This is a genomic window from Mucilaginibacter gracilis (genome assembly GCF_003633615.1).
Classification (GTDB): Bacteria; Bacteroidota; Bacteroidia; order Sphingobacteriales; family Sphingobacteriaceae; genus Mucilaginibacter; species Mucilaginibacter gracilis.
The window spans coordinates 2,721,258-2,734,648 of sequence record NZ_RBKU01000001.1; the positions used below are offsets into that span (position 1 = coordinate 2,721,258).

The 13,391-nt window shown below is 39.8% G+C and carries 16 protein-coding genes and 5 tRNA genes; 20 read left to right on the forward strand and 1 reads right to left on the reverse strand.

Annotated features, from left to right (window positions below):
* Positions 1 to 93 precede the first annotated feature (93 nt).
* Complete coding sequence (locus BDD43_RS11690; protein ID WP_121197842.1) at positions 94 to 987, forward strand: IS982 family transposase; 894 nt, start codon at positions 94 to 96, stop codon at positions 985 to 987.
* 179 nt (positions 988 to 1,166) lie between these two features.
* Here the strand turns inward: BDD43_RS11690 and BDD43_RS11695 are convergent, their stop codons facing one another.
* A complete protein-coding gene (locus tag BDD43_RS11695) occupies positions 1,167 to 2,924 on the reverse strand; it encodes a lysophospholipid acyltransferase family protein (protein ID WP_121197843.1) in 1,758 nt (585 codons plus the stop codon).
* A gap of 55 nt (positions 2,925 to 2,979) precedes the next feature.
* On the opposite strand from BDD43_RS11695, the gene BDD43_RS11700 reads away from it, so the two are divergent.
* The 19 genes from BDD43_RS11700 (at position 2,980) to rplL (ending at position 13,241) form a co-directional block, all read left to right on the forward strand.
* Positions 2,980 to 3,849 carry a ComEA family DNA-binding protein gene (locus BDD43_RS11700; RefSeq protein WP_121197844.1) on the forward strand — a complete coding sequence of 290 codons (870 nt, stop codon included), beginning with the start codon at positions 2,980 to 2,982 and terminating at the stop codon, positions 3,847 to 3,849.
* Entirely contained in the window at positions 3,846 to 4,373 is a 528-nt protein-coding gene (locus tag BDD43_RS11705; protein WP_121197845.1) for an adenine phosphoribosyltransferase, read from the forward strand. Before BDD43_RS11700 ends, BDD43_RS11705 begins: the two co-directional genes overlap by 4 nt.
* 168 nt (positions 4,374 to 4,541) lie before the next feature.
* The gene (locus BDD43_RS11710) at positions 4,542 to 5,714 is read left to right on the forward strand and encodes an acyl-CoA dehydrogenase (RefSeq protein WP_121197846.1); all 1,173 of its coding nucleotides are present in this window, start codon (positions 4,542 to 4,544) and stop codon (positions 5,712 to 5,714) included.
* Positions 5,715 to 5,804: 90 nt separating this feature from the next.
* Positions 5,805 to 6,206, forward strand: coding sequence for a hypothetical protein (locus BDD43_RS11715; RefSeq protein WP_147425622.1), 402 nt, complete (start codon positions 5,805 to 5,807; stop codon positions 6,204 to 6,206).
* A 135-nt stretch (positions 6,207 to 6,341) separates the two neighbouring features.
* A complete protein-coding gene (gene rpsU / locus BDD43_RS11720; RefSeq protein WP_121197848.1) occupies positions 6,342 to 6,533 on the forward strand; it encodes a 30S ribosomal protein S21 in 192 nt (63 codons plus the stop codon).
* Positions 6,534 to 6,619: 86 nt separating this feature from the next.
* Positions 6,620 to 7,552, forward strand: coding sequence for a tyrosine-type recombinase/integrase (locus tag BDD43_RS11725; protein WP_121197849.1), 933 nt, complete (start codon positions 6,620 to 6,622; stop codon positions 7,550 to 7,552).
* 15 nt (positions 7,553 to 7,567) lie between these two features.
* Positions 7,568 to 7,903 carry an HPF/RaiA family ribosome-associated protein gene (locus BDD43_RS11730; RefSeq protein ID WP_121197850.1) on the forward strand — a complete coding sequence of 112 codons (336 nt, stop codon included), beginning with the start codon at positions 7,568 to 7,570 and terminating at the stop codon, positions 7,901 to 7,903.
* A gap of 168 nt (positions 7,904 to 8,071) precedes the next feature.
* Positions 8,072 to 8,144: transfer RNA gene (locus BDD43_RS11735), tRNA-Thr, on the forward strand.
* Positions 8,145 to 8,239: 95 nt separating this feature from the next.
* A tRNA-Tyr gene (locus BDD43_RS11740) sits at positions 8,240 to 8,320 on the forward strand.
* Between the two features lie 138 nt (positions 8,321 to 8,458).
* Positions 8,459 to 8,531 (forward strand) — tRNA-Gly (locus BDD43_RS11745).
* 92 nt (positions 8,532 to 8,623) lie between these two features.
* Positions 8,624 to 8,695 (forward strand) — tRNA-Thr (locus BDD43_RS11750).
* Positions 8,696 to 8,756: 61 nt separating this feature from the next.
* A complete protein-coding gene (tuf, locus tag BDD43_RS11755) occupies positions 8,757 to 9,944 on the forward strand; it encodes an elongation factor Tu (RefSeq protein WP_121197851.1) in 1,188 nt (395 codons plus the stop codon).
* Positions 9,945 to 10,014: 70 nt separating this feature from the next.
* Positions 10,015 to 10,085, forward strand: a tRNA-Trp gene (locus tag BDD43_RS11760).
* A 21-nt stretch (positions 10,086 to 10,106) separates the two neighbouring features.
* Entirely contained in the window at positions 10,107 to 10,301 is a 195-nt protein-coding gene (gene secE, locus BDD43_RS11765; protein ID WP_121201966.1) for a preprotein translocase subunit SecE, read from the forward strand.
* Between the two features lie 13 nt (positions 10,302 to 10,314).
* Entirely contained in the window at positions 10,315 to 10,857 is a 543-nt protein-coding gene (nusG, locus tag BDD43_RS11770; RefSeq protein WP_121197852.1) for a transcription termination/antitermination protein NusG, read from the forward strand.
* A 183-nt stretch (positions 10,858 to 11,040) separates the two neighbouring features.
* On the forward strand, positions 11,041 to 11,481 hold the full coding sequence (rplK, locus tag BDD43_RS11775; RefSeq protein ID WP_121197853.1) for a 50S ribosomal protein L11: 441 nt from the start codon (positions 11,041 to 11,043) through the stop codon (positions 11,479 to 11,481).
* A gap of 102 nt (positions 11,482 to 11,583) precedes the next feature.
* On the forward strand, positions 11,584 to 12,282 hold the full coding sequence (gene rplA / locus BDD43_RS11780; RefSeq protein ID WP_121197854.1) for a 50S ribosomal protein L1: 699 nt from the start codon (positions 11,584 to 11,586) through the stop codon (positions 12,280 to 12,282).
* A 3-nt stretch (positions 12,283 to 12,285) separates the two neighbouring features.
* Entirely contained in the window at positions 12,286 to 12,804 is a 519-nt protein-coding gene (rplJ, locus tag BDD43_RS11785; RefSeq protein ID WP_121197855.1) for a 50S ribosomal protein L10, read from the forward strand.
* Between the two features lie 59 nt (positions 12,805 to 12,863).
* The gene (rplL, locus tag BDD43_RS11790; RefSeq protein ID WP_121197856.1) at positions 12,864 to 13,241 is read left to right on the forward strand and encodes a 50S ribosomal protein L7/L12; all 378 of its coding nucleotides are present in this window, start codon (positions 12,864 to 12,866) and stop codon (positions 13,239 to 13,241) included.
* Positions 13,242 to 13,391: the final 150 nt, after the last annotated feature.

Sequence of the window (13,391 nt, forward strand, 5' to 3'; positions counted from 1 at the left end):
AGTTCGATTAATAAATGAGATAATATTTGTCAATCAAAGGAAATGTAAGTATATTTAAGTATCTGACATTCAAATATTTAAATACATTTCCAGATGATTGACTACGATAAAATTACTGATATTTTTTGTATTGTTGACGGGTTTTGCAAGGACTTTGATGCCACTACCCAACCATTCCTGTTAGGAAAGCCATCTAAACGTCCTCCAACCATGTCTAAAAGCGAGATCATATCCATTTGTATGCTTTTTCATTTAAGCGGCTTTCGCTGTTTTAAACACTTCTATATCTTCTATCTGCAAAGGCACATGCAGCGTGAATTTCCTAACACCGTATCCTACAATCGCTTTGTAGAACTTAGCCAAAGTGTCCTCATGCCTATGTCTATCTTTCTCAAAACCTGTTGTTTAGGCTTATGTACTGGTATTTCGTTCGTTGATTCTACACCGATAAGGGTATGCCATACCAAACGGATTAAAAGAAATAAGGTATTTAAAGGCATTGCCGAAGTAGGCAAATCAACCATGGGCTGGTTTTATGGCTTTAAGCTCCATATCGTCCTTAGCGACAAGGGTGAAATACTCAACTTCGCTATTACACAGGCCAACGTAGATGACCGGGAACCACTTAAAAACGAAGCTTTCCTGAAAGCCGTTTTTGGCAAACTGTTTGCCGACAAAGGCTATATATCAGAAAAACTGACCAAAATATTGTTTGTTGGTGATATACACCTCATAACCAATATCCGTAACAATATGAAAAACAGCCTGATGACCATGAACGACAAAATCATGCTCCGCAAGAGATCGGTCATAGAGACTGTTAATGATGAACTCAAAAACATCTGCCAGATCGAACATTCAAGACACCGATCCTTTACCAACTTTATCGTTAATATCGTATCTGGATTGATCGCATACTCATTTCTCCCTAAAAAACCTTCCATATCCTACCAACAAAATCGATCTAATCAAATTCTTGCTTTCTGATTAATCGAACTCAGGTTAATAATCCGCACAGCAAACCTTAATAACAGGAATCAAGGTGCTTTGATCTTCGCCGGTTTAGTGATTTCCAACTTCCAACTTCCGGCTTCAGTCTTCTGACAGATCTGACTTCCGTTTCTCCCATATCTTGATTCCTGATTCTCGCTTCTTGCCTCTTCCCCTTACAAGTTTTTCCCCAGCTTTTCCAGCATTTCGTGCGGCACTTTTTCCAGGTCCAGTACCAAAAAACCGTCCAGGCAATCCGCAAATTTGGGGTCAATGTTGAAGCAGATAATCTTGCCGTTCAGAGCTATGTACTGGCGCAGCAGCACAGGTACCTTCATGTGGCGCGTTTCTATTTCGGATATTAAGGCATCCAAGCTTTTAAAGGTTTCATCACCCTGTAGCAGCACATCAGTATCAATGCTCGAAAAATCAACCTTGAATTTTTTGCGGGGCTTTACATATTCGGCCATCTCATAATCAAAGTGGTTACGGTTAATGTAATCAACAATGAGCGATTTGCTGAACTGCGAAAAGCTGTTGCTAATGCTAACCGGGCCAATAAGGTAACGGTAACGAGGCTTATCTATCAGGTATTTTAAAATGCCTTTCCACAACAAAAATAAAGGAAGCGGTTTTTGCTGATATTCCTTCCGGATAAACGAGCGGCCCAGTTCGAGGCTCTTTTTTAATACCGGGGTAAACTGACTTTTTATTTTGAATAATTCGGCTGTATAAAAGCCGCGTTTGCCCATACTGTAAAAAATCTCATCGCCCATACCAATTCGGTACGCCCCAACAATCAGTTTAGCTTTGGTGTCCCAGATAAACAAGTGGTGGTAGTAAATATCGTATTCATCCAGGTCGATGCTTTTGTTGCTGCCTTCGCCAACCTCCCTAAAGGTAATTTCGCGCAGGCGGCCAATCTCGAGTATAACATGAGGTATGGCCGATGTAGGCGATATAAAAACCTGATAATTTTTTTCGGTCCAAACCAGGTATTCATCATGCAATGCGCTAACCTCGGCCTCCAAAACCCCTGTGTTGATAGCGAGTGCAATGGCTTTTGGCCGCTTTTTAATTTTAAACAAACTGCGTGGTTTAAAAATCCTTTTCTGTTCATCTAAGCCGGCGCCCAGCGCATAGGTTTTGGCGCGTAAAAAGTTGAGCAGGCGGGTAGTATTATTACCGTAACGTTTAATATCGGTAACATCAATAGGTTTACCAATGCGCAGTTTTATGGTATGCCCATGCTTGTTAAACAACTCCGATGGTAGCTTGGCCGTGCGCAGTGTTGGATGAATTAAACTCAATAAATTAAACAGCAAACCATTATTGCCGTGGAAGTAAATGGGCACCACCGGCACATTGGCGCGCGATATAATTTTACCCACCACCGGGTGCCAAAGCCTATCGGTTACCTGGTGGGCCTCAAACTGGTAGGTTGATACCTCACCAGCCGGAAATATCCCGATAGGTGTACCGCCGTTCAATAATTCAAGGGTATTCTTTATTCCGCTTATGCTTGATGAATGTTCAACATTCTCAAAAGGGTTAACCGCTATAAAATAATCACTCAGGTTAGGTATCTTTTTAAGCAAAAAGTTGGCCATCAGCTTAGCGTCGGGCCTTACCATGCAAAGTATTTTAAGCAGTACCATGCCCTCAATGCCGCCGTAAGGGTGGTTTGCTATGGCAATAAAGGCACCGTTGGTAGGTATGTTTTTTAAATCGGCCTCATCAAATTCAATATCAATACCACAGCCTTCTAAAATAGCATCCACAAAATCAGGGCCTTGTTTGGGCTGTGCCTGCGCAAATAAATTGTTAACCTGGTTTATCTTCATAATCTCCATTAACAATGCCGCAAGGCCGGGCATATGCAGTTTATCTATCTTGGTAGCTTTTGCAAATTCTTCTCTGGTAATTATCTTCATTATGTTTTTAAAGGTATTGCAAAAATATTCATAATTTACCTACCTAATTGCCCTAATGATACGCGCTTTTAAAAATTACTTTGCAATAACTAAAAAAGAATGGAACGGTATGGTAGTACTAATGCTCATTATTGCATTGGTGCTTGTTATACCTTTTATATTACCCTATTTCCATCAGGATAAACCAATGGATGTAACAGGTTTTAAAAAGGCCCTGGCCCAGCTCAAATCTGCCAAAGGCGGCAATCCAAACGGCACTTCCGTTTTTAATAGCGATGACGATAAAAAAGACCCTCATCCCATTCTGTTCAAATTTAACCCCAATGGTTTGGCCGATGAACAATGGAAAAAGCTAGGCCTAAGCCAACACCAAATAAATGGCATCAAAAACTACGAAGCCAAGGGTGGGCATTTTTATACCCGTGCCGATGTAAAAAAAATGTACACCATTACTGCCGATGACTATACCCGCATCGAAGCCTATATTGATTTACCAGCAGGCGAAACCTTTGCTAAAAAAGGCGATATAATTATAGAGATCAATACAGCCGATTCGGCTCATTTAACCCAGCTAAGAGGGATAGGGCCATCCTTTGCGGCGCGCATTGTAAGTTATCGAAGGCAATTGGGCGGCTTTGCTTATAAAGGGCAATTGAAAGAAGTATACGGTATCGATTCGGCAAAATACAATCAACTGGCCAAACAAATAACCGTTAACCCTAAAAAGATCGTTAAAATTGACATCAATCACGTTGTGGTTGACGATCTGCGCCGGTTCCCCTATCTCAACTTTAAACAAATGAACGCCATTGTTGAATACCGGAAGCAACATGGTAATTACCAATCGATAACCGATTTACACGATATTGCTCTTCTCGATGATGAAATTTTGCGTAAAATTGCGCCCTATTTAAAATTCAAATGATAGAACAAAAAATTAAAGCTGCCATCCGCGATGTTCACGATTTTCCAAAGCCTGGCATTATATTTAAAGATGTAACCACCATACTGCAAGACCATCAGCTTTGTCAGGAAATTTTGGATGCTTTTGTTGAACGCGCCCAGGGAATGCATATTGATGCCGTTGCCGGAGTTGAGAGCCGCGGCTTTTTATTCGGGTTAATGATAGCCATGAAACTGGGCGTGCCTTTTATTCCGGTACGCAAAGCCGGTAAGCTTCCGTTTACCGTTAAACGTAAAGTTTACGAATTGGAATACGGAACCGCTACTATCGAACTGCATACCGATGCTTTTACCCCTGGCAGCAATGTTTTAATTCACGATGATTTGTTAGCTACCGGCGGCACGGTTACCGCAACCAGCGAACTCATTAAAGAGATGGGCGGCCACATTGCCGGGTTTTCGTTTGTGGTAGGGTTAAGTTTCCTGAAAGGGGAGGAGAAGATAAGCCCCATATCAGATAATATAGTGGTGCTGGCCAACTATTAAAAAAGTTTAAAAAATATTTTACGAGTGTACAGTAACCGCACAATTTACTTTAAACCTAATGTGCCATATATCTGTACCAAAAACCGTTTTATACTAATTTAGAAAGCGATTTATTGGCAAACTTACTGTATTTTAATTTGTTAGCTTCGTGTAACCAATTGTAAATACATGAATACTTTAATTGCCGAAACCGCTTCAGGATTTAATTTTTCCACCACCGAGAACCAACAAATGGTAGCCCGGATGGTGAAAGATTTTGCCGAAAAGCACATACGCCCCAACGTAATGCAGTGGGACGAAGATCAATACTTTCCCGTTGAGCTTTTTAAAAAATTGGGCCAATTGGGCTTAATGGGCGTTTTAGTTCCCGAAGAATTTGGCGGTTCGGGCTTTGGTTACCACGAGTATGTTACCGTTATTGTTGAGATAGCCAAGGTTTGCGGCTCCATAGGTTTATCGGTTGCGGCGCACAATTCGTTGTGTACCGGGCATATTTTAGCTTTTGGTAACGATGAGCAAAAGCATAGGTGGTTACCAAAACTGGCCACTGCCGAGTGGATTGGTGCCTGGGGCCTCACCGAAGCTAATACAGGCTCGGATGCTTTGGGTATGAATACTACGGCTGTTTTAGATGGCGACCATTACCTTATTAATGGTTCAAAAAACTGGATCACCCACGGCAAATCCGGCAATATTGCAGTTGTAATGGTACGCACAGGCCAAAAAGGCGATTCGCACGGCATATCGGCCATCGTGATAGAAAAAGGTACACCCGGTTTCACCCACGGCAAAAAGGAGAATAAACTGGGGATGCGCGCATCCGAAACTACCGAACTTATTTTTGATAACTGCCGCGTACCCAAACAAAACCTGTTGGGCATTGAGGGCGAAGGCTTTAAACAAGCCATGAAAGTGTTAGACGGGGGGCGCATTTCTATCGCTGCGCTATCATTAGGTATAGCCAAAGGTGCTTTTGAGGCTGCCGTAAAATACGCCAAAGAGCGGCACCAGTTTGGGCAACCCATAGCTAACTTCCAGGGCATATCATTCAAACTGGCTGATATGGCTACCGAAATAGAAGCCGCCGAATTACTGATTATGCAGGCCGCCGATTTAAAAAATCGCCATTTGCCGGTAACCAAGCAATCGGCCATGGCTAAATACTACGCATCAGAGGTTGCCGTAAAGGCCGCCAACGAAGCCGTACAGATATTTGGCGGCTACGGCTACACCAAAGATTTTCCGGTTGAGAAATACTACCGCGATGCCAAATTATGCACCATTGGCGAAGGCACATCCGAGATACAAAAGATTGTAATAGCAAGGGAGGTGTTGAAGTAGTGTAATTGACTTATGCGTTATTTCCCTGTTGTTTTGCAATATTAAGTTGCTATTATTGCTCGCTAATTGCAATAAATTAATATTTAAATAATGGAATTTGCCTGCTTTCTATTCGGATTAATGTCAATGCAGGTTTTTCATTTTTTAGGTATGTTTTATGAAAAGAAAAAGGCACCGTTAAACAACCCTAAATATTTCTCAGCTATCTGGATTATTACAATAGCACTCGCGCTAATTGGCTTGTCTACATTTTTTTATAAAAATCATGGGCCGAATTTTTACTTATTTCTTGCAAATCCATTATACGCATATATTACATATCGTGTGATGAGTGTTTGGTTCATCAAAAAGATGCATCGCTATCCTGTTTTTGCTGCGAAAACCACCGATCCCAAGTTATTTTGGGATAGAGTATTTGGCTTCTGCTTCTCTTTTGCAGCATTTGTATTACCGATAGTTATCCTCGTTGTTTTGTATCCTAAACCAGCTTAACTCTTATTTTCTAAACGTTAAGTACTAAATCCGAAATCGAACATCCGAATTCCGATATAAATTAATAAATCTTTTTGAAAGTCAAAACATTATATCTACATTTGCCCTCCCTGAAAGGAGGTATTGTAGGAACTTATGATCATTATCAACATTAAAGACGGCGAATCATTAGATAAAGCACTGAAACGCTTTAAAAAGAAATTCGAAAAAACCGGAGTATTAAGAGAATTGCGTAGCCGTCAGGCATACGAGAAAAAGTCTGTTACCCGCAGAACTGAAATCAAGCACGCAATTTACAAACAAAACATGAACGCAGAAACTGTTTAAAGCTAACGTTAAGTTAATTTAAATTTTTCTATATCATATTAAAACTATTTGTACATTCATTTATTGATTTTGTACAAGTAGTTTTTATGGTTTTAGAGCAATTTATCCAATATCTTCAATTCGAAAAGCGGTTCTCTCCCCATACCATAACCGCTTATCAGCACGATCTGGATCAATTTTTTGAGTATACCTCATCATCCGGCCAATTAAATGCCGATGCCACGCCACCAGATCATCACATCCAACTTTTAATAGCTAACCTCGGCAATATCACTTATCAGGATATTCGCGAATGGGTAGTACAACTCATTAACAACGGCCAAACAGCCAAATCTGTTAACCGAAAAATATCGTGCCTGCGCACTTTTTTTAAATTTGCCATGCGCCAGGGCGTTATTACCAACAACCCAGCATCTAAAATACAGGCACCTAAAATACCCAGGCGCCTGCCCGTAGTGATAGAAGAGGATAAGATAATGGGCCTCTTAAACGACGCCGAAGCCTTTACCGACGATTTTGCCGGCCTGCGCGATAAACTCATTATCGAATTACTTTTTGGCACAGGCATACGCCTTGCCGAGCTTGTTGGTTTAAAAGAAACCGATATTGATTTATACCAAGGTACCATTAAAGTTTTAGGCAAGCGTAACAAAGAACGCCTGGTACCCATTAATACCGAATTAAAGCTTTTGCTCGAAAAATACAGCATAAAAAAGAAAAGTGAAAAATTTCATAACAATTCCTTAACGTTTATCGTTACAGGTAAAGGAGCAAACGCATATCCCAAAATGATATACCTTATAGTGCAAAAATATTTATCAGCTATATCCACCCAGGATAAAAAGAGCCCGCACGTTTTAAGGCACACCTTTGCAACAAGCATGCTAAATCACGGGGCCGATTTAAATGCCATTAAAGAACTTTTGGGCCATGCTAACCTAAGCGCAACCCAAATTTACACCCACAATTCTGTGGAACGATTGAAGTATATTTATAAACAAGCCCATCCAAAGGCGTAAACAAAAGGAGTAAACATGAAAATCAGAGTCCAATCCATCCATTTCACAGCCGACAAAAAGTTGCTGGATTTTATTCAAAAAAAGGCCGATAAGCTTGATGTTTTTTTTGATCAGATTATTAGCGGCGAGGTTTATTTGAAGCTGGAAAATGTAGAAGACGAAGCCAACAAAATTACCGAAATTAAAATCATGCTCCCTGGCAATCAATTATTTGCCAAACACCAATGTAAAACATTTGAAGAAGCTACCGATTTAGCAATCGAATCATTAATTAAGCAAATTGGTAAGCACAAACAAAAAAAGAGTGCTGTTGATAAGGCAGTTTTAAGCAACCTTGTAGAAGAAGAATAACCTTTAAAATAGTCTAAATTTTGAGCAAAATCGGCGGGATTTTATCTTGCCGATTTTTTTTGAAAAAAAATTTTGATAGGCTTTTAAATTGTGTAGATTTGCAATCCCTTTTGGAGAGGTACTCAACACTACTTCGCAAACAAAAGGGGTTGTTCTTAAAAATAAATTGCCTCCTTAGCTCAGCTGGTAGAGCGACTGACTTGTAATCAGTAGGTCATTGGTTCGATCCCGATAGGAGGCTCAGTTTAATTTTGGATATAGGATGTTTGATAAGGGATTTTTTGATTTGAATAAAATCAAATCCCGAATTGAAAATACCAAATCCAAAATTAACTTGGGGGGATACCAGAGCGGTCAAATGGGACGGACTGTAAATCCGTTGCTTCGGCTACGAAGGTTCGAATCCTTCTCCCCCCACTTGTTAAGGATTGAGTTCCTGAATGATTGATGGATTGAATGATCTGGAAATTAAAAAGGAAAATGATTGAGTTATTGAAAAATTGAATTTTAAACATTCAGTCATTCAAAAACTCAATCATTCAATCATTAAAAAAAGCGGAAGTAGCTCAGTTGGTAGAGCGATAGCCTTCCAAGCTATAGGTCGCGAGTTCGAACCTCGTCTTCCGCTCAGTTTGGTTCATTGGTTTATTAGTTCGCTGGTTCATTGGTGCTTGGCACTAATAAACTAATCAACAAGTGAACAAATGAACTAACAAAAAAGCCGACGTAGCTCAGTGGTAGAGCACTTCCTTGGTAAGGAAGAGGTCATGGGTTCAAATCCCATTGTTGGCTCTATAATTTTAGTATTATAACAATTAGAAAATAAAAATTAACCTACAAACATTTATAAATCATGGCAAAAGAAAAGTTTGACCGCAGTAAGCCGCACTTAAACATCGGTACTATCGGTCACGTTGACCACGGTAAAACAACCCTTACCGCAGCTATCACCAAAGTATTAGCTGACAAAGGTTTTTCAGAAGCTCGTTCTTTCGATTCTATCGATTCAGCTCCTGAAGAAAAAGAACGTGGTATTACTATCAATACAGCGCACGTTGAGTATTCAACTGCTAGCCGTCACTATGCTCACGTTGACTGTCCAGGTCACGCGGATTATGTGAAAAACATGGTTACAGGTGCTGCTCAAATGGATGGTGCTATCATAGTAGTTGCTGCAACTGATGGTCCGATGCCACAAACCCGCGAACACATCCTGTTAGCACGTCAGGTAGGTGTACCTGCACTTGTTGTTTTCATGAACAAGGTTGACATGGTTGATGATCCGGAATTATTAGAATTAGTTGAAATGGAAATTCGTGAATTATTATCATTCTACGAATATCCAGGTGATGATATCCCGGTTATCCAGGGTTCAGCATTAGGTGGTCTTAACGGCGATGATAAATGGGTTGAGAAGATCATGGATTTGATGAACGCTGTTGATAACTACATTCCAATTCCTCCACGTTTAACTGAGCTTCCTTTCTTGATGCCTGTTGAAGACGTATTCTCGATCACTGGTCGTGGTACTGTTGCAACCGGTCGTATCGAGCGTGGTATTATTAACTCAGGTGATCAGGTTGATATCTTAGGTATGGGTGCTGAGAACTTAAAATCAACCGTAACTGGTGTTGAGATGTTCCGCAAAATCCTTGACCGTGGTGAAGCTGGTGATAACGTTGGTTTATTATTACGTGGTATTGAAAAAGAAGCCATCCGTCGTGGTATGGTTATTTGCAAACCAGGTTCAGTAACTCCTCACACAGATTTCAAGGCTGAGGTTTACGTATTGTCAAAAGCAGAAGGTGGCCGTCACACGCCATTCTTTAACAAATACCGTCCGCAATTCTATTTCCGCACAACAGACGTAACTGGTGAAATTTCATTAGCCGAAGGTGTAGAAATGGTTATGCCAGGTGATAACGTAACAATCACTGTAAAGTTGATTAATGCTATCGCGATGGAAAAAGGCTTACGTTTCGCTATCCGTGAAGGTGGCAGAACAGTAGGTGCTGGTCAGGTAACAGAAATTTTGAAATAATATTTCAAAAAAGGTTAATTGAGAAACATAAGTCTGCTATCAAATGCGGGCTTATGTTTTCTTATAATAAACGGGAATAGTTCAACGGTAGAATAGAGGTCTCCAAAACCTTTGATCAGGGTTCGAATCCTTGTTCCCGTGCTTGAAGAGGAAGTAAACAAAATGGCTAAAGTAACTGAATATATAAAGGAGTCCTACGAAGAGCTTACCGAAAAGGTAACCTGGCCTACGTGGAGCGAATTACAAAATAGTGCAATTTTAGTATTGATAGCTGCTATTATCATAGCTTTAATAGTATTGCTTATGGATCAATCATTTGGCCGTTTACTGCAATACTTCTATAAATCATTAGCGTAATATTTTAATAACGATGAGCGATCAGTTGAAATGGTACGTGGTGAGAGCCATAAGTGGTAAAGAAAAAAAGGTTAAGCAATACATAGATGCCGAAATTAATCGTTTAGGTATATCACATCTGGTTCCGCAGGTATTAATACCAATGGAAAAATATTACCAGATGCGCGATGGAAAGAAAATAGCAAAAGAGCGTAACTTTTTTCCGGGCTACGTACTGATGGAAGCCGCGCTCGACGGTGAGTTGGAGCACATTATAAAAAATATAAACAGCGTTATTGGCTTTTTAGGCGATAAACAAGGTAACGCTATTCCTTTGCGCCAGGCCGAAGTTAACCGTATTTTAGGTAAGGTTGACGAAATGAGCGAGCAAGGCGAAACAATGAACGTACCATATTACATTGGCGAAAACGTTAAGGTAATGGATGGGCCGTTTAATGGCTTTAGCGGCGTTATTGAAGAAGTTAACGAAGAGAAAAAGAAACTGAAAGTAATGGTAAAGATATTTGGCCGCCGTACGCCGCTCGAATTGAATTACATGCAGGTTGAAAAAGAATAATTTTAGATGTAACATGTTAGATAGGATTTTGAGATACCCTATCGGCATTAAAAATCTGATCACGATAATTGGAAGAAAGTAAAGAGAAAAAGAGGTTTAAAATCTCATATCTCAATACTCAAATCTAAGAAAATGTTACATAGCTTCCACTTATTAACATTAAGTAACAATAATTAAATTAAAATGGCAAAAGAAGTCGGTGCAATGGTTAAGCTACAGGTAAAAGGCGGCGCTGCAAACCCATCTCCTCCAATAGGCCCAGCATTGGGTGCTAAAGGTGTGAACATTATGGAGTTTTGCAAGCAGTTTAATGCCCGTACGCAAGACAAGCCAGGTAAAGTGTTGCCAGTAGTAATCACAGTTTATGTAGATAAATCGTTTGATTTTATCATCAAAACTCCACCAGTTGCTATCCAGTTATTGGAAGCTACCGGTTTAAAGAGCGGATCGGCAGAACCCAACCGTAAAAAGGTATCAAGCGTAAGCTGGGACCAGGTTGAAACTATCGCCAAAGATAAAATGACCGACTTAAATGCATTCACAGTTGAATCGGCCATGAAAATGGTGGCAGGCACAGCTCGCAGTATGGGAATTACCGTTTCTGGTACAGCGCCCTGGAATTAAATGATTTCCGAAGTCGGATTTTTACTCTCGGAATTAAACACCGAAATCAAAAATTCGAAAAACGAAATTGAAACATTAAATAACTAATCAGTTTAAAAGACAGTGGCAAGATTAACAAAAAATCAAAAAACGGCACTATCCAAAGTTGAGGTTAATAAAGCGTATTCTTTACAGGATGCATCTTCATTAGTGAAAGATATTACTATCGCTAAATTTGATGCTTCGGTTGATATAGATGTTCGTTTAGGTGTTGATCCGCGTAAAGCCAATCAAATGGTGCGTGGTATTGCAACCTTACCTCACGGAACCGGCAAAACTGTACGTGTATTGGTGCTTTGTACTCCTGAAAAGGAACAAGAAGCTAAAGATGCAGGTGCTGATTTTGTAGGCTTGGATGATTATATCGCCAAGATTGAAGGTGGATGGACTGATGTTGATATTATCATCACTATGCCAAGTGTTATGGCTAAAGTTGGTCGTTTGGGTCGTATATTAGGCCCGCGTAACTTAATGCCTAACCCTAAATCAGGTACAGTAACCCAGGATGTGGGTAAAGCTGTAACTGAGGTAAAAGCAGGTAAAATTGACTTCAAGGTTGATAAAACCGGTATTATCCATACCTCAATAGGAAAAGTATCATTCCCTGCTGATAAAATTTATGAGAATGCTTTGGAAATTCTCCAAATCATTTCAAAACTAAAACCATCAGCAGCCAAAGGAACATATTTCAAGAGTATTCATATCTCTTCAACCATGTCTCCCGGAATACAAGTTGAAACTAAAACAGTAGCGGGGATCTAAATCATGAATAAAGAAGAAAAACACGATCTTGTTCTTGCCCTTGCTGAACAAATGAAAGAGTATGGTAATTTTTATATTACCGACACTTCTGATTTAACTGTTGCAAAAATTAACGCTATCCGTCGTCAATGTTTCGAAAGCGACATTAAGATGCAGGTAACAAAAAACTCACTGATCAAAAAAGCTATGGAAGCTGTTGAAGGTGATTTTACCGAAATCTACGACGTATTAAAAGGTTCATCATCTATCATGTTCTCTAAATCAGGCACTGCTCCGGCAAAACTGATTAAACAATTGAGAAAAAAAGGTGACAAGCCAGTATTGAAAGCAGCTTACATTGATACTGCTATATTTATTGGTGATAACCAGTTAGATGCTTTAGTTAACCTTAAATCGAAAGAGCAATTGGTTGGCGAAATCATCGGATTATTGCAATCGCCTGCTAAAAATGTTATTTCTGCTCTTAAATCGGGCGGTAACACAATAGCCGGTTTAGTTAAAACATTACAAGAAAGAGGTTAAATCGAACACCTTAAGTTCGAATTAAAAAACAAAGTATTTAACATTAAAAATTTATAGTAATGGCAGATTTAAAAGCGTTTGCTGAACAATTGGTAAACTTAACAGTAAAAGAAGTTAACGAATTAGCTCAGATCTTGAAAGACGAGTACGGCATTGAGCCAGCAGCGGCAGCAGTAGTAGCCGGCCCGGCAGCAGCAGCAGAAGCTCCGGCTGAAGCAGCAGTACAAACAGCATTTGATGTAATATTGAAAGAAGCTGGTGGCGCTAAGTTAGCAGTTGTTAAGTTAGTGAAAGACTTAACTGGCTTAGGTTTGAAAGAAGCTAAAGACTTAGTTGATGGTGCACCTAAAGAAGTTAAAACTGGTGTAACTAAAGAAGAAGCTGAAAGCTTGAAAAAACAATTAGAAGAAGCAGGAGCTGTTGTTGAGGTTAAGTAATTTAACCCATAACGCCCAATAACATACGACTCCGACCAATATTTGGTCGGGGTCTATTGTCGTTTATATTGCCTTATAGATATGAGATAATAGATGTGAGATGTGAAATTTTGTTGCCTTCAAAGCAAAAAAATCCAACTCTTGTAGTCT

Bases quoted from the DNA above. Each gene is read 5' to 3' on its own strand.
- rplJ (WP_121197855.1), top strand. From the start codon at position 12,286: ATGAATAAAGAAGAAAAACACGATCTTGTTCTTGCCCTTGCTGAACAA.
- rplK (WP_121197853.1), top strand. From the start codon at position 11,041: ATGGCAAAAGAAGTCGGTGCAATGGTTAAGCTACAGGTAAAAGGCGGC.
- rplL (WP_121197856.1), top strand. From the start codon at position 12,864: ATGGCAGATTTAAAAGCGTTTGCTGAACAATTGGTAAACTTAACAGTA.
- BDD43_RS11730 (WP_121197850.1), top strand. From the start codon at position 7,568: ATGAAAATCAGAGTCCAATCCATCCATTTCACAGCCGACAAAAAGTTG.
- BDD43_RS11695 (WP_121197843.1), bottom strand. From the start codon at position 2,924: ATGAAGATAATTACCAGAGAAGAATTTGCAAAAGCTACCAAGATAGAT.
- BDD43_RS11700 (WP_121197844.1), top strand. From the start codon at position 2,980: ATGATACGCGCTTTTAAAAATTACTTTGCAATAACTAAAAAAGAATGG.
- secE (WP_121201966.1), top strand. From the start codon at position 10,107: ATGGCTAAAGTAACTGAATATATAAAGGAGTCCTACGAAGAGCTTACC.
- tuf (WP_121197851.1), top strand. From the start codon at position 8,757: ATGGCAAAAGAAAAGTTTGACCGCAGTAAGCCGCACTTAAACATCGGT.
- rpsU (WP_121197848.1), top strand. From the start codon at position 6,342: ATGATCATTATCAACATTAAAGACGGCGAATCATTAGATAAAGCACTG.
- BDD43_RS11710 (WP_121197846.1), top strand. From the start codon at position 4,542: ATGAATACTTTAATTGCCGAAACCGCTTCAGGATTTAATTTTTCCACC.
- BDD43_RS11715 (WP_147425622.1), top strand. From the start codon at position 5,805: ATGGAATTTGCCTGCTTTCTATTCGGATTAATGTCAATGCAGGTTTTT.
- BDD43_RS11690 (WP_121197842.1), top strand. From the start codon at position 94: ATGATTGACTACGATAAAATTACTGATATTTTTTGTATTGTTGACGGG.
- BDD43_RS11705 (WP_121197845.1), top strand. From the start codon at position 3,846: ATGATAGAACAAAAAATTAAAGCTGCCATCCGCGATGTTCACGATTTT.
- BDD43_RS11725 (WP_121197849.1), top strand. From the start codon at position 6,620: ATGGTTTTAGAGCAATTTATCCAATATCTTCAATTCGAAAAGCGGTTC.
- nusG (WP_121197852.1), top strand. From the start codon at position 10,315: ATGAGCGATCAGTTGAAATGGTACGTGGTGAGAGCCATAAGTGGTAAA.